The following is a 22,845-nucleotide window of genomic DNA, read 5'->3' on the forward strand; positions in this document are numbered from 1 at the left end:
CACCGCTCCAGAAGAACACTTCGGCAGGACGGTCGTTGCCTGCCGGCCGCGCGGGCCTCGTGTAACAAAGCCTGCCCGGCGGTTCCTGACACTGTCGTAATGAACCTTTGGCAGGGCTTCGGCAATCGCCGCGCAGCAGTTTCTTGGTGCTGCAATGCGGTCTTGCGGCGGCGGCGACCCGAACGTCAGTCGGCGCGAGCGGTTGGCCGCCGCAAGTGATCGACTCCAAAAATGCGCGTGGACTGCTAACGCGGGAGTTGGGCAAGCGCCTGGCGGGCGGCCGCGTAATCCGGACGGATTGCCAGCGCGGCCTGGTACTCGCGTCGTGCCTCGGCGCTGCGCTCGGGATGGAAGCGCTGCAGCATCTGGCCCATGCGATAGTGCTTCTGCGCCGGGTTCGTTTCGGCGTCGACCGCTGCGGTGAATTCGGCTTCCGCCTCGGCCGCCTGTCCCATGCGTGCATAGACGCGCCCGCGGTTGGCGTGCCCCACCGCGACCAGCCCGAGATCGATCGCACGGGTGTACGCCTTGATCGCGAACTCATTGCGCCCGAGCTTGTCGTAAACGACACCGCAGTTGTTGAAGAGCTGGGCGCTCGTCGACGGCCGGTCGATCAGGCGGTCGCACGCGGCGGCTGCGTCGGCTTCGCGGCCTGCCGCGGTGAGCGCCGAGACGTCGAGACGCCAGCCGTCGCCGTTGCCGGGAGCTGCCTCCACTTCGGCACCGTAAAGCCCGGTGGCACTGTGCCACTGCTGATTGCGGTGGAGTGTCACCGAAGCCCCGGCCAGCAGCGGCACCGCCGCGATCGCGCACGCGACGGCGAGCCCGCCGCGGCCGGCGGCCATCGAAAGCAGGACCGCGATTCCGATCGCGAGCGACACCGACGGCAGGTACGCGACTCTTTCGCCGAGGAGCAGCGAATTCTGCATCTGCAGCAGCGCCTGGTCGCCGACGCTGATCGTCGAGCCGATCGACGTCAGCAGGCGCGTCGACGGCAGCAGCGCGATGTAAAAGAACGCCACGGCCAGCGTCGCCAGCGGGCGGCGACGATATTGGGTGACTGCGATCGCCACCAGGATCGCGTGCACGGCGAGAGTGGCTGCCAGCGATCCGCCGGCGAAATCCTCGTACGACACGCGAAGCGGCCACGGCCAGACGAGCATGCGCGCGTATTCGCGAAGCGTCGCCAGGCTGTAGAGCAGTCGCGACAGAAAGTCCTGGCCCGCGGCAACGCCGAGCGCCGGAGCCGTGGACTGCACCGCACCGGCCAGGGCGAAATGGCGCAGCATCACGTATTCGGCCAGCGGGATGGCCAGCACCGCGGCGACGACGATGCGGCGCGCACGAGTGGCGACATTTTCGCCGGGATGCGCGAGCCAGATCAGCACGGCGGCCAGGGCCGGAAGCGTTGCCGCGCTTTCGCGGCACAGCAGCGCTGCGAAATACAGCAGCGCCGCGCTCGTCCATGCCAGTGCGGGGCGGCGCTCGTGCCAGCGCTGCAACACGACCAGCGCCGCGACGACGCCGATCGTCGCGAGCACTTCGGAGCGGTTGAACACCGAGTCGACCGCTTCGGTATGGATGGGGTGGACGGCGAAGATCGCAGCGGCGAGTGCCGCAATCCACACCTGGCCGGATCCGAGCAGCGAGACGAGCAGCGCGAAGACGAGCACGCTCGCCAGCGTATGCAGCGCAACGGTGGTCCTGTGGTAACCGGCGAGGTCGTTACCGTAGACGGCGCCGTCGGCCGCGATGCTGAGCAGCGCGAGCGGCCTGTAGGTTCCTACCGGCGATCCGGTCGAGCCCCAGGTGTCCTCGGTGAACATCTGCTGGATCGACGGCCACGCCAGCGTGTGGCGCGACGGCAAGAAGAACGCATCGTCGTGAATGGCCACGGGAGGCGCGGCATTCGAGAACGCAAGGACGGCGCAGGCGGCGACGGCCAGCGCGGCAGCGGCAATCGTGGCGCGGGAGCCTGCCCTGGAGCGGGTCCGGTGGGCAGTCGCACCCGTCGCCGCCGGCTGTGCGTGTGCAAACGCAGCGCCACGCGCATCGGCGGTCGCCGCGCCCCGCACGCAGCCGGTGGAGTCGGGTGGAACGTCGGCCGCGCGCGCGTCCGCCGCGACAGCATCGGCGGCAGTGGCAGTCGGTGCGGGTCCGGCGCTGCGACGCGGCGGAGCTTTCTTCCTTCTCGGGCTCATCGAGACGCGACGCCGCGGGCGGCGAGACGGCTCGTATTCCCTTGCGGCAGCGGATGCCAATTGTGCCCGTGGCAACGTTATGACAGCCGCGGCCTCGCGTCTTTTCCGCCACGATGGTTAACAGGCGGCGATGGGCGCTCCGCCGAGACATTCCGAATTCGCTTGCCAGCAGTGCGGCCACCGCCAGGCCAAGTGGGACGGAAAGTGTCCCGCCTGCGGCACGTGGAACTCCCTGCACGAGGAGGCGCGCGTGGCACCGGTCGCTGCCAAAGGCCGCCAGGCGGCGGTCGTCGTCGGTGCGCTGGCGAGCGCGAAGCTCGGTCCGCTGGCCGAGGTCGAGGGCGACGAAGGCGGTGAGCGTTTCGCGACGGGCATCGGAGAGCTCGACCGAGTGCTTGGTGGCGGGCTGGTCAGCGGCTCAGCCGTGCTCGTCGGCGGCGAGCCCGGAGTTGGAAAATCCACGCTCGCCATCCAGTTCGCCGCCGGACTTGCGGCCTCAGGACGCCCGGTTCTCTACATCAGCGGCGAGGAAGCACCGCTTCAGGTCCGGCGCCGCGCCGAGAGGCTCGGTCTTCCTCTTGGCGGCATCCTCGTTCTTGCCGACATCGACGTCGACGCGGTGCTGCGCGCAATGAAGCAGGCCAGGCCTGCTGCCGTCATCGTCGATTCGGTGCAGACGATTCGCACGTCACGCGTAGAGTCGGCGCCGGGATCGGGGTCCCAGCTTCGCGAGGCGACGGCCGAGCTGATCACCGGGGCCAGGGCTCTCGGCAGCGCGCTGTGGCTGATCGGACACGTCACCAAGGAAGGCGCCGTCGCAGGCCCGCGCATTCTCGAGCACATGGTCGATGCGGTGCTGTATTTCGAAGGAGACCAGCACGGCGCGTTTCGCATCCTGAGAGCGGTCAAGAACCGCTTCGGTCCGACCGGCGAGCTCGGCGTCTTCGAGATGCACGGCAGCGGGCTCGTCGAAGTCGCCAATCCGTCGCAGCTCCTGGCGGGAAACTCGCTGCGGGACGTGCCGGGATCGGTGATCTCCGCGTGCATCGAAGGCAGCCGCCCGCTTCTCGTCGAGATCCAGGCCCTCGTTTCGCCGAGCCATCCGGGATCGGCGAGAAGGACGACCGTGGGCGTGGATCACTCGCGCGTAGCGATGCTCGCGGCCGTTCTCGAAAAGCACCTCGGCCTGTCGATGGCGAGCCAGGACGTCTTCGTCAACACGGCCGGCGGAGTGCGCATCGACGACCCGGGCGTCGACCTTGCCGTCATCGCGGCGCTCGCTTCGAGCTATCTCGACAAGGCGGTGCCGCGGCGAACCCTCGTGCTCGGCGAGGTCGGCCTGACCGGGGAAGTGCGCGCCGTGCCGCAGCTTCGCGCCCGCCTTCGCGAGGCGGCGCGGCTCGGATTCGAAAGGGCGGTGGTCGGCTCCGAATCTGCCGACAAGCTCGGCGGCCTCGAGATCGGCGTCGAGGTTGTCGCTACCGTCGGCGAGGCGTGGGAAGCGCTTCGCTGAAGAAGTCCTCACTGCCGCGCGCATGCCACGTCGGAACGATGCGTCGTGACGCGATCGGCTCCGGCAAGGATTCGCTCAAGTCTTGGGCACCGCTGCCCGCGGTGCGGGCAACGCCGCAGGATGCGACGGTGGCGGAGGCCATTGCGGCCGCAGCGGAACTGTCGGAATCCGCATCGTTGCAGCGCATTTTTCGATGCGTGCACGTGGCATCGTTCCTGCTACGTCGTGGCTACAGTCGCCGTAGCGTTTCCAGACGTGCGTGCGGCTTTCAGCCAGGGCTCCTCACCCGGAGCCGAAGCTGACGGACCCGCACGGACGGGGGAAGACTCCCGCCGGAGACGGTGATGGGTTGCGGTAGCGTGACAGCTAGGAAGGCAGCGGTTGCGTTCGCGTCAGTCTCCATCGTTTGAGGCCGTTCACCGGCGGAAGGCGGCGCGTTGACGGAATGGTCCCCCGTCAGCGCGCCGTCGCCTTTTCCGATCAGCAACAACCTACGCTGTCCCGACCGGGACATGCGCAAGAAACGATACGTTCGGTTTTTCGGTCGCGACCTCTTCAGGATGAACGACAAAAACGGGCAGGCAGTGCCGTACACTGCCTGCCCGCTTTGCGGCAGCAGGTGGAGCTCCGTTCGCCCGCACCGGCACCGCACGTTTGACCGGCATCGTCTTTGACGTTGCCTCGAGCACCGCCGTGAGCGCCGTGGGGCGTGGCCGCCGAATGCAGCAGGTACGCCGGGTGAGCCGGGATGCCGTGCTCGAACAGGTCGAGACCGCGCAGCTCTCCTTCTTCCTCGGCCCGCAGCACGCCAGGGCGTCGACCGCGTTCAATCTCCTTCGCCTTCGCGGGTTTCACCGTAGCGAGAGACAGGCAGATCGCGTCTCTGCGATATCCGCCGCTTGGACACGGGAGTCCGGTCCGTCGTTCTTCGAGCGCGCGGCACCGAGCAACGCACGTGCCAAAGGAGGATGAGATTCGGCCGTTCATCAATAATCTCATCGTTGCGCGGTCCGCCCAGAGACGGGAATGCACGCCGACGCGGCAGATCGCAGCGATCGTGCCCATCCAACGAGCACGAAACGTCGGAGCTGCTGGAAGGATGGAGGGGGCTGCCTGGCGGGCAGCCTCGTCCGAGTCCAAACATTTCCGAGGCAGAAGCTCGATCTAGGGTCGATGCGGGCTCCCTTCATGGGGCGGTGAGGACCATGGCAGCATCCTTGCATAGGCATCGCTCGCCGGGACCACCATGGACCTGTCCCGGTCGTGGGACCACCGCCGCCATTGAGACGGCGGCTCCGCTCAAAGTTACGAACAAACTCGCTCGGACACGCGCCGCCTCTCCAGGTGCAAAATCCGCTGCGCACGAGGATCTCGGATGGTCATTGCAGCTCGAAAGAAATGGCTCCCCATGTTCATCGCCGCGGTGGCTCTCGCCTCGGCCTCGGCAGCAAGAGCCGACGATGCGCCGGCGGCGGCGGCGCCGGCGGCGGCGGCGGCGGCGCCCGAGTCCCAGCTTCCGGCCTACTTCTCCGCGACAAACGGCGACAAACCGTCATGGCCGGATCCGACCGGGGGCGCGTCAGGCGTCTGGGCGGCACCGGCCGGTGACGCCAAGGGAGATATCCCGTCCAAGCTCGGGATCACCGACGTCTACGACCGCGTCGCGCACAACCTCTACGCGATCAACTACGTCTGGGCACTGGTGACGGGATTCCTCGTCATGTTCATGCAGGCGGGGTTCATGCTGGTCGAGACGGGGTTGTGCCGCGCGAAGAACACCTCGCACACGTCGGCGATGAACTTCATGATCTATCCTCTCGGCTGCTTCGCGTTCTGGGCTTACGGCTTCGCGATCGGCTGGGGCAACTGGTGGAACGGTCCGGTTCCGCCAGGATGGTATGCGTCACTCGGTCCCGGCCTGTCGGTGCTGAACAGCGGAGTCGGCATCGGCGCGGCAGTCGACGCTGCGGGACAGGCCACGGGCGCGTTCACCTACGGGCTGCTCGGAACGAAGGGCTTTTTCCTCACCAACAGCGTCGGCGACGCCGGCGTCATGGTGCTGTTCTTCTTCATGATGGTGTTCATGGACACCACGGCGACGATCCCCACCGGCGCGATGGCCGAGCGCTGGTCGTGGAAGAACTTCTGTCTCTACGGCGTCTGGGTCGCGCTGCCGTACTGCATTTATGCGAACTGGGTCTGGGGCGGCGGATGGCTCGCGCAGGGCGGGCTCAACTGGAGCCTCGGGCACGGAGCGGTGGATTTTGCCGGCTCCGGCGTCGTGCATGCGATGGGAGGCGTCATCGGGCTGGCCGGCTGCATCGCCATCGGTCCGCGCATCGGCAAGTTCGACGCCCAGGGCAAGCCTCGTGCGATGCCCGGCCACAACGTCAACATCGTGGTGCTCGGTACCTTCATCCTGGCGTTCGGCTGGTTCGGCTTCAATCCGGGATCGACGCTGGCGGGAACCGACCTGAGAATCGGGTACGTCGTCGTCAACACGATGCTTGCGAGCGTCGCCTCGTCAATCGCCGCGATGCTCACGCTGTGGGGAATGGGCCTGAAGCCGGACACGACGATGCTCTGCAACGGCATGCTCGCCGGCCTCGTCGCGATCACCGCTCCGTGCGCGTTCGTCAATCCCATCGGCGCATTCACGATCGGCGCGATTGCCGGCTGGCTGGTGATCGTGTCGGTGTTCTTCTTCGAGAAGCGCGGCGTCGACGATCCCTGCGGCGCGATCTCCGTGCACGGCGTCAACGGGCTGTGGGGAGTGATCTCGGTGGGCATCTTCGCGACCGGCGAATACGGCGCCGGCTGGAACGGTGTCGTGCGCGATTCGATGGTTGCCGCCTACGGCGCCGATGGCGTGCGCGGCATCCTCTACGGCGATGCCTCGCAGCTGGTGATGCAGCTGATCGACGCCGTGGTGCTGGCGGCGTTCGGCTACGCGATGGCGTGGGTCTGGTTCAAGGTGAGCGACGCCATTACGCCGCTGCGCGTGACGCGCGAGGTCGAAGTCGAAGGCCTCGACGGGCCGGAGATGGGCTGCCTGGCTTACCCGGACTTCCAGCTTCACCCGGAGAGCCACAACTTCCGGTAAACCCGGAACGACCTTTCGGGCGCCTGTCCTCCTCGCGTGCGCCCGAACGACAGAGGCCCGCCGGTCACCCGGCGGGCCTCTTGTCGTTGAGGTGTTGGGGTCAGGAGCCCGCGTTGGGGTCAGGCACCAGCCCTTGGCCGGGCTGCCGACGTCCGGATGCAGGGCTGGTGCCTGACCCCAGGCTTCAGGCTTTACTCGGTCAGCGTCGAGGACTTGTCGCCGAGCAGCGGGCGAAGCTGGGCAACGTCGTAGGAGATCTTCTCCTTCTCCTTCAGGGAGCGGATGAACTCCTGCAGCGCGTCCTGCTGGCGCGCCTTTTCGAGGGATTCGACCTGCTGCTTCTTGCCCGCGTCGAAGTCCTCGCGCTTGGCCTCGATGACGCTGTCGCGGACGAAGACGTACGCCTTGCTTCCGCTGACGAAGGAGCGTGACAGCGGCTCGCCGTCCCTGGTGGCTGCGAACGCGACTTCCGACAGGCCGGGAACCGCGCCGATGTCCTGGACAAAGTTCGCGCTGCCGTCGACGTCGGCCGCGCTTTTCAGCTCCAGGGCGTTCTGCTGCGCGAGCTGCACCAGCGCCGTGCCCGCCTTGGCTTTCTGCAGGATGTCGTCGGCTTTCTCGCGCGCGAGATCGAGGGCTTTTTGCGACTTGAACTCCGACTCGACCTGGTCGCGGATGTCGGCCAGCGCCGGCACGTAGCTCTCTTTCCTCTCGACGAGCGACAGCAGGTAGTAGTCCTGCCCGACCTTGACCGGATCGGAGATGTCGCCGGGATTGAGCAGCGAGAACGCAGCTTCGACGAACGCGGGCGCGGGTCCGATCCCTGCGACCACGTCGCCCTGCGTGAACGGCGGCGTTTCCTCGATCTTCGCACCACGCGTGCCCGCGATGTCGTCGAACTTGGCGCCGCCGGAGATCTTGGCCGCATCTTCGGCCGAATCGTCGAAAGCGCGGTCGAGCGCTTTCTGCGTGGCCAGGCTCTTGCGGATCTTGTCCTTGACCTGGTCGAACGGCTGCACGCCGGCCGGCTGCTTCGCGTAGACCTGGATGATGTGGAAGCCGAAATCGGTCTCGACGACGCCGCTGGTCTGACCCGGCTCGAGCGCGAATGCGGCGTCCTCGAACGCCGGGACCATGTGGCCGCGTCCGAACGTGCCGAGGTCGCCGCCCTTGGCTGCGCTGCCCGGATCGTCCGACTCCGTCTTGGCGATCTCTTCGAAGTTGCCGCCGTCGGCGAGCTTCTTGGCGATCGCGTCGATCGCTTCGCGCGCGGCCTTCTTCTGGTCGTCGCTCGCGTCCTTGTCGACTTTCTTCAGGATGTGGCGCGCGCTGACCTGCTCTTCCTGCTGGAACTCGCTGTTCTTGTTGAGATCGTAGTACTCGTTCATGTCGACGTCGGAGACGTCGATCTTGTCGGCGATGTCGGCGACCTTGTAGGCAACGTAGCGCACCTTGACGGTAGGCGGCCGGCGGTACGACTCCTGCCTGGAATCGTAGAACTTGGTCAATGCCTCTTCGTCGATCTTGACGTCCTTCTCGAAAGGCTCCGAGTCGATCGTGACGTACGACAGGTTGATCTTGCGGTTCTGGCGCTGGAACTCCTGCCAGGCGTCCTCTTCGCTGACGTGGGCACCGCGGCGGATGATGTCGGCCATCTGCGTCTCGAGAAGCTCGCGGCGCACCCCGTCTTCGAACGAGCCAGGCGTCATGCCCTGGGAGCGGACCGTCTCGCGGTAAAGGTCGGGCGAAAAGCCGGTGCGGCCCTGGAACGCGGGAACGTGGACGAGCTGGTCGCGGATCGCATCCTCGGTGACTTTCAGCCCGAGCCGGTCGGCCTCGGCGCGCAGCACCGCTCCGTCGACGAGCTGGTCCAGCGTCATCTTCGGGATGTTGAGCGACTTCATCATCGCGTCGCTCACCTGCCCCTTGAACTGCTCGCGGAAGTAATTCTCGTTGCGCCGCTGCGAGATGTCGAAATCGGTGCGCGTGATCTCGATGTCACCGACCTTCACCAGAGGCGTGAGGCCTTTGCCGAGGCGTCCGCCTCCACCCATGAAGAAGATGAACACGAGCGTGATCAGGCCGAGCGCGGCCCGGATGCCCCACGAGCGGGCGTTGCGACGCATGAAATCGAGCATGGCGGATTAAGAACTCCCGGAAGGAAAAATGCGTCGGGCGGTCCGGCATCCCGGACCGCCCGCGTGTATCGGCTGTCGTCTCAGGCCGCCACGTTGTCGAGGGCCTGGGCCAGCTTGCTCTTGGGCACGGCGCCGATGATCTGGTTGGCGACCTTGCCGTCCTTGAAGACGAGCAGGTTCGGGATGCTGCGCACGCCGAACTGGCTCGCATACGTCTGATGGTCGTCGACGTTGATCTTCATGATCTTGACGCGACCCTGGTACTCGCCGGCCAGCTCCTCGAGCAGCGGCGCGATGGCGCGGCACGGGCCGCACCACGGGGCCCAGAAGTCGACGAGCACGGGCACCGACGACTTGAGCACTTCCTGGTCGAACGTCGAATCGGTCAGTTCCTTGATCTTGCCCATGGCTGCCTGTTCTCCTTGTCGTTCCTTTCGACACTAGCGGCGGCACTCTCGGCGGCTCGACCGGCTACGAATGCGGACGGCAACTCGTCGGCCCCCGGCGTCCGGTTTCCGGGCCGGGACGAATCTGGTGCCGGAGGTCGGACTCGAACCGACACGGAGTTGCCTCCACCGGATTTTGAGTCCGGCGCGTCTGCCAATTTCACCACTCCGGCGGCCTGCGCCGGAATACCTAATCACGGGGCTGTGCCGAGTCTATCGGGCAGAGCGGGGCGGGCGCCCTACTCCTGCTGGGCCTTCTTGTCGGCGGCTTCCTGCTGCTTGGCGACGCGCCTTTCGAGCTCGATCAGGGTCGGCTGCTCGATCGGCTTCGAATCTTCCTTCTGGTCGATCTTGAGCAGGGCATCCTCAACCAGGCGGTCCAGTTCCGTGCCCGGACGGGTGCCCGTCAGCGCCGAAATCTTGTCCTTGGTATGCAGGTCGCCGATCTCGCCGAGGGCGTAGACGGCGCGGCAGGCCAGGTCGTTGTCGTTGATCGTGCGTGCGTAGCTTGCCAGCCGGTCGCTCGTCGTGGGATCGCCGATACGGCCGAGAGCCGTGAGCGCCCTCAGCTTTTCCTCCCGGCCGACGTCGGTCAGGAACAGCAGCTGCATCAGCACCTGCGTCGCCTCGGTGGCCTTGAGCGTGCCGAGGTAGTCGATCGCCCGCGTGCGCACGCGGTAGTCGGCGTCGGCGGTCGCATCGATCAGCGGCTTGACCGCGTCGTCACCGCCCTTGGTGCCGAGCGAGTCGACGGCATCCAGGCGCGTCTTTACGTCGGGATCGGTGAGGCGCTTTTTCCAGTCCTCGACGTTCTTGCCCTTGGCGGTCTTGTTGTAGCGCTCGACCGCGGGGTTCGTGCGGATTTCGTCCTGGGCGCGCGCCGGCGCCGGCGCCAGGGTCGCGGCGACCGCGGCGGCCGCCAACAGGCTGCGGAGTGCTGTCGAAAAACGAACGGTCGTCATCTTCGGGTGCTTGCCGGCGGCACTGCCAGGAGCGCAACGGGCGGCAGCAAGGTAGGACTGTCGATCCGGACCGTCAAATCATCGCCGGTGCCCGAAGCGCGATTTCGAGCGAAACCGATTCCCCACCGGTGCGAATCGGCGACCCGTAGGGAGCCGCTGCGCCCGCGCCGACCGCCTGATGGGGTCGAGCGCCGCGTCACGTCTGCCAGCGCCGCCGCCACTGCCAGCTTCGCGCCTGGAAGAACAGGATGGGGTAGACGACCAGCTCCATCGCGAAGCTGACGAGCAGGCCGCCGATCATCGGCGCCGCCAGCCGCCTCATCACGTCGGCGCCCGTGCCGCTGGCCCACAGAAGAGGGACGAGCCCAATGAACGCCGTGCCCACCGTCATCGCCTTGGGCCGGATGCGGCGCACCGCGCCATCGTGGATGGCGCTCCACAGATCCTCTCGTGAGCGCATGCGTCCCTCGGCGACGAAGCGGTCGAAGCTGTTCTCCAGGTACAGCAGCATCACCAGCCCGGTCTCCGCATCGAGCCCGGCCAGCGCGATCATGCCGATGACGACGGCCAGCGACATGTTGTAGCCGAGGGCCCACAGCAGCCAGAAGGCGCCGATCAGGCTGAACGGCACGGCGAGCATCACGATCGCCACTCGCGGCCAGCTCTGCGTGGACATGTACAGCAGAAGCACGATCGCGATCATCGTCAGGATGCCGGCGACGATGAGGCGCGGGATCGTCTTCTCCCAGAATTCGAACTGCCCGGACCACAGCAGCGTGTAGCCCGGCGGAAGAGGCACCTGCTCGGCGACGACGCGGCGTGCGTCGGCGATGTAGCTGCCGAGATCGCGGCCCGCGATGTCGACGTAAACCCACGAAGTCGGCTGCGCGTTTTCCGACTTGATCATCGGCGGGCCCGCGTGGATGTCGAGACGCGCGACCTGGCCGAGCGGGATCTGCGCGCCCGACGGCGTACTGACGAGCACGGCGCGAAGCGACGGCAGGTCGTCGCGAAGCTCGCGGGCGTAGCGCACGTTGAGCGGGTAGCGCTCGAGGCCTTCGACGGTCCACGTGACGTTCATGCCGCCGATCGCAGTCTGCACGATGTCCTGCACGTCGCCGGTCGTCAGGCCGTAGCGTGCCGCCGCGACGCGATCGACGTCGAAGTCGAGGTAGTAACCGCCGAACGTGCGCTCGGGGTACGCACTGATCGTGCCGTCGATGGTGCGCACGGCGTTGGCGACTTTCTCGGCAAGATCCCCGAGCACCTTCAGGTCCGGCCCGAGCACCTTGACGCCGACGGGCGTCTTGATGCCGGTCGCGAGCATGTTCAGGCGGTTTTCGATCGGGAACGGCCACGCGTTGGCGACGCCCGGAAGGCTCACCGCCTGGTTGAGGCCCGGGTGCATCGTGCCGTCGGCGTCCTGCCAGCCGTATTTGAGCTCGTCCGTGCGGATCGGCCTTTCGAGCGGCCAGAAATACGAGAGCGGACTCCGCAGCACATCGGGCCAATCCGAGAAGAAGCGCGCCAGGGTGCGGTGCCTCCACTTGGACGTGTCCGGCTCGAGCTGTACGACCGTCTCGATCATCGAGAGCGGCGCGGGATCGGTGGCGGTTTCGGCGCGGCCGATCTTGCCGTGCACCGACTTCACTTCCGGGAACGTGCGGATCAGCTTGTTCGTCTGCTGCAGCAATTCCTTGCTCTTGGTGATGCTGATGCTCGGGTCGGTGGTCGGCATGTAGAGCAGGTCGCCTTCGTCCAGGGGCGGCATGAACTCGGTGCCGATGTGCGTGGCCGGCACCAGCGTCGAAAGCATCGCCAGCACGGCCAGCGCGAGCACGAGGCGATGGTGGCGCATCGCGCGCCGGAACACCGGATCATAGACGGCCTGCATCACGCGGCTGATCGGGCTGTGCTTCTCGTGGATGATGCGCTGCGGGATCAGCAACATGCCGGCGAGGACGATCCACGCCAGCGCGGTCCAGCCTCGGTACGCAGCCAGCGGCGAACCGACCAGCCCGCAGACCACGTACAGCAGCAGCGCCGGTACCAGCATCGCCGCCGCGGTGATCATCGTGTTTCGGCGCCGTCCCCATTCCGCGGGCAGCACTCGCGCCGTGATCAGGTAGTGCATCAGCACCGGAACGATGGTGACGGCCAGGATCGAGGCGGAGGCCATCGCCAGCGTCTTCGTCATTGCCAGGGGACGGAACAGGCGGCCCGCCTCCCCGCCGAGCACGAACACCGGCAGGAAGCTGACGGTGATGATCGCCAGCGAAAAGAACAGCGTAGGCCCCACTTCCTGCGCCGCCTCGACGATGATTTCGCTGCGCGGCCTCGGCTCGGCAGCCTCGCCGCCCGCTGCGGCCGCATGCAGTCGCTCCTCTTCGCGGTCGAGGTGCTTGTGTGCGTTCTCGACCATGACGATCGATGCATCGACCATCACGCCGATCGCGATCGCGATTCCGCCGAGCGACATGATGTTCGCGTTGATGCCGGCGAGGTCCATCACCATCAGCGCGACGAGCACCCCCGACGGCACGACGAACACCGCGACCAGCTCGCTGCGCGCGTGCAGCAGGAACGCAATGCAGACCAGCCCGACGACGACGATTTCCTCGATCAGCGTGTCGCGAAGCGTGGCGACCGAGCGCTCGATCAGCGAGGAGCGGTCGTAGGTGGGGCGCACGAAGACGCCGGGAGGCAAGCCGCCCTCGAGGTCGAAGAGGCGCGCCTTGGCGTCGCGGATGACTTTGTATGCGTTCTCACCGAAGCGCGCGATGACGACCCCGCCGACGGCCTCGCCGATCCCGTTGTACTCGCCGACGCCGCGGCGCGCCTCGCCGCCGATTTCCAGCGTCGCGACGTCGCCGAGAAGAATCGGCGTTCCTTTCTCGCCGACTCCGACGGGAACTTTCGCGATGTCGTCGAGGCCGTGGAGGTAGCCGCGCGAGCGCACCATGTACTCGTGCTCCGACATCTCGACGACCGAGCCGCCGACGTCGTTGTTCGAGCGCCGCAGTGCCGTCGCGATGTCGCCGACGGCGAGATGGAAAGCCTGCAGTCGAAGCGGATCGAGCACGACCTGGTACTGGCGCACGAAGCCGCCGATGGACGCGACTTCGGAGACGCCTTCGACGGCAGTCAGCGGATAGCGAAGGTACCAGTCCTGGAGGCTTCTCAGTCCCGCCAGGTCGTAGCCGGACGACACCAGCGGGGTGCCGTCCAGAGGACAGGCGCCCGCTTTTTCGAAACCGCGCACGCGCTCGAGACCCTCGCGCCGGTCGGCCGGTGCGTCGCCAGGCGACGCGTACCATTTGTCGGTTCCGTCATGGCCGTCGCGCCAGATGCCTTTGGGATGGTCGGGACAATAGAAGCCCGGGTACAGGATGTATTGGTAGACCCAACCGACTCCGGTGGCGTCCGGTCCGAGCTTGGGCTGCACGCCTTCGGGAAGCCGGTCACGCGCGAAGTTCAGGTACTCGAGCACGCGGCTTCGCGCCCAGTAGATGTCGGTGCCTTCGTCGAAGAGCACGTAGACGAACGACAGCTCGAACATGCTGAAGCCGCGCACCACGGTAGAACCCGGCACCGACAGCATTGCCGTCGTCAATGGGTACGTGACCTGGTTGTTGACGACTTCCGGGTTCTGCCCCGGGTATTCCGTGACGACGATGACCTGCACGTCCGACAGGTCGGGCAGGGCATCGAGGCGGATGTGGAACATGCTCCAGATGCCTGCTCCGACCACCGCCGCGGTCACGATCAGCACCATCAGGCGGTTGCGCACGCACAGCGCGATGAGGCGTGCGATCATTTCGAGGCTCCGCTGTCTGGCGACGCTCCGCCGGCCGGTGAAGGGCCGCTGCCTGGCGACGCTTCGCCGCCCGGTGATGTTCCGTTGCTTGCCGTGCCTGTGGAGTCGCGCGCCGGAGTGCCGGGTTTGGCGTCGGCCGGCGGCACGCCTGCGACCTGGCGCTGAGAGATGAACTTTCGCAGCGCGTCCTGCAGCCGGCTCTCCGCGTCGATCAGGAACTGGCCGCTGACGACGACTTCGTCTCCTGCGGCCAGGCCTTCGAGCACCTGCACATTGCCGCCTTCGGCGGGCCAGCCGATGCGCACGCGCCGCGGCTCGAAGTGCCCCGGCTTTTCGCCGACGACGAACGCGACCTGGCGATCGCCGGTATCGATGACGGCCTCGCGCGGTACGAGCACTGCCGAATCGGCCAGCTTCGCGCGAAGCACGACGTCGGCAAACATGCCGGGCCTCAGCTCCAGCGCCGCATTCGACACGGCCATGCGCACGCTCGCCGTGCGCGTCGTCGGGTCGAGGTGGGGATGGATGAAAACGACCTGCCCCGCGAAGGTCCTGCCCGGCTGCGACGCAATGCTCGCCTGGACGCTCTGGCCCACGCTCACCACCGCGAGGTCCTGCTCGAACACGCGTGCATCGATCCACAGCGTCGAGTGGTCGACGATCCTCAGCACTTTCTGGCCCATCGTCACCGCCGCGCCCTCGACGACGGGCTTTTCGGTGATCTCGCCTGCGAGCGGGCTGCGGAACGTGACGGCGTCGGGCGCATGGTCGAGCTTCTGCAGCCTGGCGATCTCGGTCGGGTCGAGGCCCTGGAGCGCGAGCTTTCGAAGCGCCGCATTCCACAGCGAGTCCATCGTTGCGTCGCTGTCGCCTCTTGCGGAAGCGCGCGCGGCGTCGCGGCGCTTGCGCAGCGCAATCATCTCGTCGACCGCTACCTGGATGTCGGGGCTGTAAAGGTCGAACATGGGATCGCCGCTGGCGATGTGCAGCCCTTCGGTGTTCGCGTAGAGGTGGCGGATGAATCCGCCGACCCTCAGCGTCACGTCGTGGATGCCCGGCTCGGCTTCCTCGACGAATCCGGCGACACGCAGCTCGCGCACGACGGGGCCTTCGACTGCGCGCACCGTGCGCACGCCCATGTTCTGCACGACGACCGGATCGATCGTCACCGCACTTCCGGCGCTCGAAGCTTCGGTCGCCGCGCTTTCGAGCGGAGTCAGCTTCATGTGGCAGATCGGGCATTCGCCGGGGTGGTCCTGGATCACCTGCGGGTGCATGCCGCAGGTCCAGAGCTGCACCGGAGCAGCCGGATCGTCGGCAGCCTGCACGGTCGTCACGTCCAGTGGGGAAGGCAGTCCGCGATCGCAGGGCACGGACGGGAACGGCGCCACCATCGCGACGAAGATCCACAGCAGGAAACGAAGGGTGAAGCGGTGAGCAGGGGATTTCATCGCGATTTCTCCGCGACCGCCGCGGCAGGTGCCGCAACGGGAACTGCGCCGGTGCTCGAAGCGGTGGCCACGGCTGCTGACGCAAACCGAAGCGGCGGCGTGCCGGTGAACGTTTCGAGATCGGCGCCGGCAATCTCCTCGATCGCCGAAAGCTGCTTTTCGCGCGCGACCGAGGCTTCGGCAATTTCGGCGCGCACGTCGAGCGCCATCGTCCTGGCTTCGACGATGTCCGACAGCGTCCCCGCACCACTGCGGTAACCGCTCTCGGCAGCGTCGACGGCGACGCCTGCCAGCGGCAGGATGCGCTGTTCGAGATGTTCGCGCGCGCGCCCGTCGTCGCGCGCAGCGACCAGCGCGGCAGCCATCTCTGCGCGCTTGTCGCGCGCGGTCTGCATGGCGCGCGCTTCGGCGCCGCGGCGCAGCGCCTTGGCCGCTGCGATGCCGGAGCGGATTTCGATGAAGCTCGTCGGCAGCACCACCGCCGCACCGACGGCTTGGCTCACGCCGCCGGCGATCGACAGCACCGGATTGACGTCGGGAACCCACTGGAGCTTCGCGAGATCCTCGGACCCCTGGCGGCTCTTCGCGTCGGCTTCCATCTGGCGCGTCTCGGGTCCCTGTGCTGCTGCGGCGACGAGCACGGACGGATCGGCGGGAAGCGGGCGAGCGTCGGGAAGGCGGCGCGGGCTCTGGAGACGATCGGCATCCGCGATGTCCACGAGCGCCGCGAGCATCTGCCTCGCCTCTTCTGCAGCGGCGAGCGCCTTGCGCAGCTCATCGTCGCTTCGTGCAGCCGCGATCTGCGCAGCAGCGGCGCCTTTCTGCGAGGCGCCCGTCGTCAGCTCCGCCTCGGCGGCCGAAGTCTGCACCGATGCGAGGGCCTGGCGCTCGACGGCGATGCGCTCGTTCTCGGCGGCCAGTGCGAAGTCGAGCCACGCGTCGAGCACGCGTCGCTGCACGGAAAATTTCGCGGCGCGGAATTTCTCGCCGCTGGAGCGCGCTTCGGCCAGAGCCGAGCGTCCGGCAGCCATCGTCTTGCCTGGAAACGAAAGGTTTTCCATCGAGTCGAACGCAGCGTTGAACGTCATGCGATCGAACGTCTTCACCTTGTCGTCGGAGAACGTGTACGAATAGCCGAGCGACAGGTTGCTGTTGGGCCACGCCGACGCGCCGGTGACGCGCTCGACGGCGGCTTTCCATTCGAACCACGCTGCGCGCACTTCGCCGTTGGCAACGAGAGCGCGTCGCAGCAGGCCTCTCCAGTCGTCGCCGTCGCGCGGCACCGGAAGGTCCGCCTCGGCAACGGGGTGTTCGAGCGCGGCGCCTTCGGCCTCGAGCGCAGCTTTTTCGTCGTCGAGGCCGCGCGGCGTGAGCGCGCAGCCCGAGGCGGCGAGCGCGAACGAGATCGCCAGTATCGCGACCGCCGTCCGTCGAGCCGGCGATCCGGCGCGGCGCCGCTCGGCTTTTTCCAATTCCGGTTTCTGTTTCTGAGAACCAGCCATCGAATGTCTCCTCGCGCCGTTTCCCGCGTCGAGGCGCCAGCGAAGCTGGGGCCGGACCGGCAGGAAACAGGCGGGCGGTGCAGACCGGCATCGGTGCCGGCGTTGCCACGCGAACGCGTGCAGGACTGCGCGCTGCCGTGGTCGGCGGCAGAGCGGAAATCCGTTCAGCTAAGCGGAAGGCACCCGGAGATCAGATGGTCCAGGAACAGAGAAGACTGCGCGACGTGCAGGCGGCTGCGGATGGCGGCGAAGCTGTCGGCATGCCGGATTGCCAGCTTCGCTGCGGCGTAGAGACAGATGCCGGCATCAGGCTCGCGTGCGGCGAATGCGCGGGCGCGGCCAGAGGCAGGAGTACCGGCACTACCGGCGCCTTGCTGTCTGCTTCGATGGTACAGCGACACGTCGAGCGCATCGCATCCCTGGTCCGGCATTCCTTCGCTGCGGGACTCGACGGATTGCAGCAATCGCAGCGGGACGCCGCCATGGCCGCGCTCTTCATCGGGCATTCGGCGGCCGCCAGCGCCGGAAACGAACCGGCCAGAGCGGCGACGAGCAGGATGGCAAGACCGCGGCGAAGCATCGCGTCCTCAACATGCACACGATCGGGTGGGCTTACAAGCGAAAAGAACAGCAACGACGGCCGATTGCGGTGTCCCACGTCCATTCGCGCGATTGCGCGGCAAATTCCCCGGATTCGGTCAGTGCGACGGTCCCCCTCCGGTTGCGATCAACGTGCCTCACACGACCAGGGACAGCAGGCACCAGAAGAGGAACCACGCGGCGCCGAGCCGCCTGTGCCGTCCGATATCGTAGCGACGCGCGAGTTGCGCGAGAGTGGCCGAGCCCGTTGCCGAGATGTCGTCGGCGCCGTGGTCGCGAAGAAGATCTTCGAGGATCGGACCGACGACGGCGGATTTCTGCGGGGTCTGCGTGGAAACGCGCCGCGGCCATATTCTCCGGCGCGGCTGTATTGCGTCAACGGCGGCAAGCCTGCCAGAGTCCGGATCGAGCGGCACCGGCTTGCGGGGGAATTGTTGGGGATCCGTGATATTCGAAAGATCGATTTCCCGGGCGCCGTGCCCGGACGATTCTGCTGCCCAAGGAGGCCCTGAGCAATGTTCAACCATTCCGGAACGCGTCATCACTTCCGTTTCCATGCGCCGCACGCGCACCTGTCCTCGGTGTTCGGCGACGACTGGTTCGGATCGAAGGCAGAAAGCTTCGCGCGCTTCTTCGGAACCCCGACGTTCCTGATCGCACAGACGGGGATCGTCGCACTGTGGATCATCGTCAATGCCGTCGGCTTGACCAGCTTCGACATCTACCCGTTCATCCTGCTGAACCTTGCGTTCAGCACCCAGGCTGCATACGCCGCGCCACTGATCCTGCTGGCGCAGGCGCGCCAGGCCGATCGTGACAAGGCCCATTCCGACGCCGATGCGCAGCACCGCGAAGACCTGGCCAAGGCCAGCCTGGAGCGGCAGATCCTGGCGGAAAAGCAGGCCGAGCAGATGCTCCAGCTTCTCCAGCAGAACACGCAGCTGACGCAGCTCACCCAGGAGCTGGCCAAGCGCATCGAAGAGCTGACCGACTCCATCCACCGAAAGATCGTCGCCGCCTGAGCTGCTGCGGCCACAGCGGTGCTGCCGGCTTGGGGGCGCCGCTGTGGGCACCGCCACATCATGATCGTGGATGCGGGCGCAAAACCTTGCTGCGCCCGCGCCCCGCGTTCACACTCGCGCCCGTCCGGCCTGCGCAGCCAGGCCCGCGCTCCCGCCGTTGCGGATGAGCGAGTTCCACCAGGAAGAAGAGGAGAGAACGATGACCCATGAAGGCGCGATCCGTCTTTTCGCCAAGACCCTGAAAAACGTCGAGCAGTGGATGAACAAGGCCGCCGAGCACGCGAGCGAGAAATCGTTCGACGTCAACGTGCTGGTCGATGCGCGACTTGCACCCGATGCGTTCCCGTTCGTCCGGCAGGTACAGTCCGCCTGTGACCAGGCCAAGTACGCCGCCGCGTATCTCGGCGGCCATCCCGCGCCGTCGCATGCGGACACCGAGCGCACGTTCGATGAGCTGAAGCAGCGCATCGCCAAGTGCGTCGCGTTCCTCGACAGCGTTCCGGCCAAGGACCTGGCCGGCGGCGGCGAGCGCAAGGTGTCGCCGCCGTGGCTCGGCGGCGGCTGGCTCAAGGGCGACGAGTACCTCGAAGAAGTGGCGATCCCGAACTTCTTCTTCCACGCGACGATGGCGTACGCGATCCTGCGCCACAACGGCGTGGCGCTCGGCAAGATGGACTACATCGGCACGATTCCCGTCAAGCAGGCGTGAGTTCGCGCGTGGGGTCAGGCACCAGCCGAATATTGGAGCAGCAGCATCCGCATTGACCGCTGGTGCCGCACTGCACGCCTGGTGCCTGACCCCTTTCAGCCGACGGTCACGGGTAGCGATTCGATTCCGCTGATGAAGTTGGAGGGGCGCCGCGGTGGCGCAGCTTCGCTCGCCGGACGGATGTCGGGCAGGCGCCGCACGGCTTCCTCGAAGAAAACGTTCAACTCCAGGCGGGCCAGGCTGGCGCCGAGGCAGTAATGGGCGCCGAAGCCGAACGCGAGGTGCTCGTTCGGCGTGCGGCGAATGTCGAAGTTGTCCGGGTCGGCAAACACCGACGGATCGCGGTTGGCCGCCGGATAGAGCAGCAGCAGCTTGTCACCTTCGCGAAGCTTGCGGCCGCGAAGCTCCGCATCGCGCGTCAGCGTGCGATTCATGTTCTTGATCGGCGTCACCCAGCGCAGCATTTCCTCGACCGCCGTCGCAACCCGGCGTACGTCTTCGCCGAGCCAGCGCCACGCGTCGGGCCTGGCGAGCAGCTCGAACATGCCGCCGCTCAGCACGTGCCGCGTCGTCTCGTCGCCGCCGATGAGGATCAGCAGCGCCTCGGCGACGATTTCGGCGTCCTCGAGCTTTTCGCCGTCGATCTCGGCGTGCGAGAGGATGCTGAACAGGTCGGGCTCGGGCGCGCGCGAGCGGCGGTCGTGCAGCACGCGGTAGGAGTGCTCGAGGAACGCCGAGAATGCCGCCTCGGCGCGCGCGAAGACTTCCGGATCGGTGGTTCCGCTGCCGCGCACCATGTCGTCCGACCAGCGCAGCACGTCTTCGTAATGCTCGGGCTCGACGCCGAGCATGTCGCCGATCACGATCAGCGGTAGCCACGCCGCGACGTCGCCGACGAAGTCGAAATGTCCGAGCGAGCGCGCCTTGTCGAGAAGGCCTGCGCAGATCTGCCGGATGCGCGGTTCCCTCTCATGGACGCGCCGTACGGTGAATCCCTTGTTGACGAGCCCGCGCCGCTTGCGGTGCAGCGGATCGTCGGTGTTGATCATGAACGGAAACGCCGGCGCGTCGGGACGATTGCCGTGCCCGTTGCAGAACGTTTTCGTGTCGCGGGATACCGCCAGAACGTCGTCGTAGCGCGTGATGCCCCAGACTTTGCCGGCCTCGTCCCAGAACACCGGGTCGTGCTCGCGCAGCCATGCGAGCTCGGCGTGGGGCTCGCGCGCCCAGAAATCGCCGTCGAGCAGGCGGATCTCGCGCGGGTTCATTGTGGTGTCGCCCGTTGCGGCAGCGGATTCACTTCTTCTCCCCGTCTCGTCCGAGCGGCAGCGAGGTGCGGTACTTGACCTGTTTCAGCGCGAAGCTCGATTTGACGCTGGCGACGCCGGGAATGCGCGTGAGGTGATCGAGCAGGAAGCGCTCGAACGCGGCGACGTCGGGAACGACGACGCGCACGAGATAGTCGGCGTCGCCCGTCATCAGGTAGCACTCCAGGACTTCGGGGCGCGCAAGGATGCGGCTTTCGAAGGTTTCCAGTCCCTTCTCGGCTTGGCGCTCCAGGCTCACCTGCACGAAGACGCTGACGCCGAGCCCCACGGCAACGGGGTCGAGCAGCGCGACGTAGCGGCGCACGACGGCGCGTTCCTCGAGCTCGCGCACGCGGCGCAGGCACGGGCTCGGCGACAGGCCGACGCGCGAAGCCAGCTCGACGTTCGAGATGCGCGCATCGTCCTGGAGAACCTCGAGGATGCGGCGGTCGATCTCGTCGAGGGTCCGTGGAGCCGGGGGGCCGACGTCGCTCGTCACGGCGGCAATCTGCTGGTCCTGCCGAGCCCGCGCAAGCAGCGCTCGGCATCCGCCGGTCGCCGGACTTGTCGCCGCGCCCGGGCACGGCCATAACGGCGCCGCATTCGAGTGGCCCCGCGCCCGTCGCGGCGCTCGAAACACCGACCCCAAGACCGCCGCAAGACAGCCGGCAAGACAATCGGAGGGAGAAAGACAACGATGGAGCTGGTACTTCGCAAGGGCGCCTTCGACGGCGAGACCCATATCGTCACGGGCGCCGCCCAGGGGATCGGCAACCGGGTGGCTGCGGTCCTTGCGGCACACGGCGCGCGGGTTGCACTGGTGGACCTCGACCGCGGTCGCCTCGAGGAAGCCCGCGCCGAAATGAAGCCTTACGCGGGCGTCGAGCCGCTGGTCGTTGCCGCGAACGTCGCCAAGGAAGACGACGTCCGGAAGGCGGTCGCATCGGTGATGGAAGCGAGCGGCCAGATCAACGGGCTCGTCAACGTGGCCGGCATCACGCGCGACGCGCGCATCTTCAAGAAGGACTTCGCCGATTTCCAGGCGGTGCTGGCCGTGCACCTGCACGGCACGTTCCTGTTTACGCGCGAAGTCGCGTTCCAGGACTGGCACCCGCGCTTCAAGGCGAACGACAACAAGCCGCTTCGCGACGGGCAGAACCGCTTCATCGTCAACTTCTCGTCGGTCAGCGCGCGCAACGGCAATATCGGCCAGATCGATTACACCGCCGCCAAGGGCGCGATCGAGTCGATGACGAAGACGACGGCGCGCGAGTTCGCGCCGTACGGGGCCCGCGTCAACGCGATCGCCCCCGGGCCCGTCAACACGCCGATGCTGGCAGGGGTGCCGGCCGAAGGCATCGAAGCCATGTCGCGCGCAACGCTGATCGGGCGAGTCTGCGAGCCCGTCGAGATGGCAAGGACGGTGGCGGCGATGGCCGATCCCAAGCTCTTCGCGTACGTCACCGGAATCGTGCTGCAGGCCAACGGAGGTCTTCGCCTCGAGTAACGCGATGGTTCTCCTGTTCGTCCCCGACCAGCAGCTCGTCGTCGCCGCGTGGATCGCGATCACCGTCGTCATCCTCGGGTTCGGACTGCTCGAGCGCCGCATTTTCGGACCGGCCCTCGAGAGCGCCGGCCAGCTGTGGCAGGTGTTCTGGGTCGGCGTCGCGCTGCTGCTCTGCACGCTGCAGCTATGGCACGCGTTCGCGCCGATCGACGATCGCACTCGAATGGCAGCAGCGGCCGTCGCGGCGGCCGGTTGGCTCGCGGCCGGCCTGGCGCCGTGGCGCGCAATCTTTCGATCGCTTCCCCGCAGCCTGCCGGGCATCGCCGCGTCGCTGGCCTGCGCGTTGTGGCTTTCGAACCAGTGTCTTGGCGGCCCTCGCTTCGGCGATACCGGTCTCTACCTGATCCCGTCGGTGCACTGGGCCGAGAGCTACGCGGTGGTTCCGGGCATCGCGAACCTGTTCGTGCCGCTCGGATACAACATTTCGTATTTCCTGTTCGGCGCGCTGATCGACACCGGGCCTTTCTCGCACCGCATCTACCCGATCATCAACAGCTCGATCCTCGT

Annotated in this window: 17 protein-coding genes and 1 tRNA gene; 6 read left to right on the forward strand and 12 right to left on the reverse strand. The window is 67.0% G+C overall.

Features of this window, described 5'->3' with window-relative positions; genetic code table 11:
- Positions 1 to 245 precede the first annotated feature (245 nt).
- Positions 246 to 2,201 (reverse strand): hypothetical protein, encoded by a 1,956-nt coding sequence (locus tag VGK20_10720; protein ID HEY2774506.1) that lies wholly within the window; start codon positions 2,199 to 2,201, stop codon positions 246 to 248.
- Positions 2,202 to 2,331: 130 nt separating this feature from the next.
- Here VGK20_10720 and radA point away from each other — a divergent pair, with 130 nt between their 5' ends.
- Positions 2,332 to 3,714 carry a DNA repair protein RadA gene (gene radA, locus VGK20_10725; GenBank protein HEY2774507.1) on the forward strand — a complete coding sequence of 461 codons (1,383 nt, stop codon included), beginning with the start codon at positions 2,332 to 2,334 and terminating at the stop codon, positions 3,712 to 3,714.
- Positions 3,715 to 5,122: 1,408 nt separating this feature from the next.
- Positions 5,123 to 6,817: an ammonium transporter gene (locus VGK20_10730; protein ID HEY2774508.1), complete on the forward strand. Its 1,695-nt coding sequence runs from the start codon at positions 5,123 to 5,125 to the stop codon at positions 6,815 to 6,817.
- Positions 6,818 to 7,008: 191 nt separating this feature from the next.
- On the opposite strand, the gene VGK20_10735 is transcribed toward VGK20_10730, so the two are convergent.
- The 9 genes from VGK20_10735 to VGK20_10775 form a co-directional block, all read right to left on the reverse strand.
- The gene (locus VGK20_10735; protein ID HEY2774509.1) at positions 7,009 to 8,955 is read right to left on the reverse strand and encodes a SurA N-terminal domain-containing protein; all 1,947 of its coding nucleotides are present in this window, start codon (positions 8,953 to 8,955) and stop codon (positions 7,009 to 7,011) included.
- 80 nt (positions 8,956 to 9,035) lie between these two features.
- Positions 9,036 to 9,362, reverse strand: coding sequence for a thioredoxin (trxA, locus tag VGK20_10740; protein HEY2774510.1), 327 nt, complete (start codon positions 9,360 to 9,362; stop codon positions 9,036 to 9,038).
- Positions 9,363 to 9,487: 125 nt separating this feature from the next.
- A tRNA-Leu gene (locus VGK20_10745) sits at positions 9,488 to 9,574 on the reverse strand.
- Positions 9,575 to 9,640: 66 nt separating this feature from the next.
- Positions 9,641 to 10,363, reverse strand: coding sequence for a HEAT repeat domain-containing protein (locus tag VGK20_10750; protein HEY2774511.1), 723 nt, complete (start codon positions 10,361 to 10,363; stop codon positions 9,641 to 9,643).
- A 196-nt stretch (positions 10,364 to 10,559) separates the two neighbouring features.
- Complete coding sequence (locus VGK20_10755; protein ID HEY2774512.1) at positions 10,560 to 14,180, reverse strand: efflux RND transporter permease subunit; 3,621 nt, start codon at positions 14,178 to 14,180, stop codon at positions 10,560 to 10,562.
- Complete coding sequence (locus VGK20_10760; protein ID HEY2774513.1) at positions 14,177 to 15,631, reverse strand: efflux RND transporter periplasmic adaptor subunit; 1,455 nt, start codon at positions 15,629 to 15,631, stop codon at positions 14,177 to 14,179. Before VGK20_10760 ends, VGK20_10755 begins: the two co-directional genes overlap by 4 nt.
- Positions 15,628 to 17,133: a TolC family protein gene (locus VGK20_10765; GenBank protein ID HEY2774514.1), complete on the reverse strand. Its 1,506-nt coding sequence runs from the start codon at positions 17,131 to 17,133 to the stop codon at positions 15,628 to 15,630. Before VGK20_10765 ends, VGK20_10760 begins: the two co-directional genes overlap by 4 nt.
- Positions 17,134 to 17,297: 164 nt before the next feature.
- Positions 17,298 to 17,639, reverse strand: a complete 342-nt coding sequence (locus VGK20_10770) for a hypothetical protein (GenBank protein HEY2774515.1) — start codon at positions 17,637 to 17,639, stop codon at positions 17,298 to 17,300.
- A 231-nt stretch (positions 17,640 to 17,870) separates the two neighbouring features.
- The gene (locus tag VGK20_10775; GenBank protein HEY2774516.1) at positions 17,871 to 18,275 is read right to left on the reverse strand and encodes a hypothetical protein; all 405 of its coding nucleotides are present in this window, start codon (positions 18,273 to 18,275) and stop codon (positions 17,871 to 17,873) included.
- Between VGK20_10775 and VGK20_10780 the strand changes: the two genes are divergently transcribed.
- Positions 18,249 to 18,755, forward strand: a complete 507-nt coding sequence (locus VGK20_10780; GenBank protein HEY2774517.1) for a DUF1003 domain-containing protein — start codon at positions 18,249 to 18,251, stop codon at positions 18,753 to 18,755. The genes VGK20_10775 and VGK20_10780 overlap by 27 nt on opposite strands.
- Positions 18,756 to 18,954: 199 nt before the next feature.
- Entirely contained in the window at positions 18,955 to 19,464 is a 510-nt protein-coding gene (locus VGK20_10785) for a DUF1993 domain-containing protein (GenBank protein ID HEY2774518.1), read from the forward strand.
- Between the two features lie 95 nt (positions 19,465 to 19,559).
- Here VGK20_10785 and VGK20_10790 read toward each other — a convergent pair whose 3' ends face one another.
- Together VGK20_10790 and VGK20_10795 are read right to left on the reverse strand one after the other, a co-directional pair.
- Positions 19,560 to 20,732 carry a cytochrome P450 gene (locus VGK20_10790; protein ID HEY2774519.1) on the reverse strand — a complete coding sequence of 391 codons (1,173 nt, stop codon included), beginning with the start codon at positions 20,730 to 20,732 and terminating at the stop codon, positions 19,560 to 19,562.
- A 28-nt stretch (positions 20,733 to 20,760) separates the two neighbouring features.
- Positions 20,761 to 21,270, reverse strand: a complete 510-nt coding sequence (locus VGK20_10795; GenBank protein ID HEY2774520.1) for an Lrp/AsnC family transcriptional regulator — start codon at positions 21,268 to 21,270, stop codon at positions 20,761 to 20,763.
- Positions 21,271 to 21,468: 198 nt separating this feature from the next.
- On the opposite strand from VGK20_10795, the gene VGK20_10800 reads away from it, so the two are divergent.
- Both VGK20_10800 and VGK20_10805 read left to right on the forward strand, forming a co-directional pair.
- Positions 21,469 to 22,278 carry an SDR family oxidoreductase gene (locus tag VGK20_10800; protein ID HEY2774521.1) on the forward strand — a complete coding sequence of 270 codons (810 nt, stop codon included), beginning with the start codon at positions 21,469 to 21,471 and terminating at the stop codon, positions 22,276 to 22,278.
- A gap of 4 nt (positions 22,279 to 22,282) precedes the next feature.
- The coding region (locus VGK20_10805; protein HEY2774522.1) for a hypothetical protein at positions 22,283 to 22,845 on the forward strand (563 nt) is incomplete at its 3' end.

The sequence above is a fragment of the Candidatus Binatia bacterium genome (assembly GCA_036493895.1).
Classification (GTDB): domain Bacteria; phylum Desulfobacterota; class Binatia; order UBA1149; family CAITLU01; genus DATNBU01.

Coding starts and splice junctions, on each gene's coding strand:
- VGK20_10765 (HEY2774514.1), bottom strand. CDS start 17,133: ATGGCTGGTTCTCAGAAACAGAAACCGGAATTGGAAAAAGCCGAGCGG.
- VGK20_10720 (HEY2774506.1), bottom strand. CDS start 2,201: ATGAGCCCGAGAAGGAAGAAAGCTCCGCCGCGTCGCAGCGCCGGACCC.
- VGK20_10760 (HEY2774513.1), bottom strand. CDS start 15,631: ATGAAATCCCCTGCTCACCGCTTCACCCTTCGTTTCCTGCTGTGGATC.
- VGK20_10785 (HEY2774518.1), top strand. CDS start 18,955: ATGACCCATGAAGGCGCGATCCGTCTTTTCGCCAAGACCCTGAAAAAC.
- VGK20_10730 (HEY2774508.1), top strand. CDS start 5,123: ATGTTCATCGCCGCGGTGGCTCTCGCCTCGGCCTCGGCAGCAAGAGCC.
- VGK20_10775 (HEY2774516.1), bottom strand. CDS start 18,275: ATGACGCGTTCCGGAATGGTTGAACATTGCTCAGGGCCTCCTTGGGCA.
- VGK20_10790 (HEY2774519.1), bottom strand. CDS start 20,732: ATGAACCCGCGCGAGATCCGCCTGCTCGACGGCGATTTCTGGGCGCGC.
- VGK20_10770 (HEY2774515.1), bottom strand. CDS start 17,639: ATGCCCGATGAAGAGCGCGGCCATGGCGGCGTCCCGCTGCGATTGCTG.
- trxA (HEY2774510.1), bottom strand. CDS start 9,362: ATGGGCAAGATCAAGGAACTGACCGATTCGACGTTCGACCAGGAAGTG.
- VGK20_10800 (HEY2774521.1), top strand. CDS start 21,469: ATGGAGCTGGTACTTCGCAAGGGCGCCTTCGACGGCGAGACCCATATC.
- radA (HEY2774507.1), top strand. CDS start 2,332: ATGGGCGCTCCGCCGAGACATTCCGAATTCGCTTGCCAGCAGTGCGGC.
- VGK20_10735 (HEY2774509.1), bottom strand. CDS start 8,955: ATGCTCGATTTCATGCGTCGCAACGCCCGCTCGTGGGGCATCCGGGCC.
- VGK20_10780 (HEY2774517.1), top strand. CDS start 18,249: ATGTTCAACCATTCCGGAACGCGTCATCACTTCCGTTTCCATGCGCCG.
- VGK20_10755 (HEY2774512.1), bottom strand. CDS start 14,180: ATGATCGCACGCCTCATCGCGCTGTGCGTGCGCAACCGCCTGATGGTG.
- VGK20_10750 (HEY2774511.1), bottom strand. CDS start 10,363: ATGACGACCGTTCGTTTTTCGACAGCACTCCGCAGCCTGTTGGCGGCC.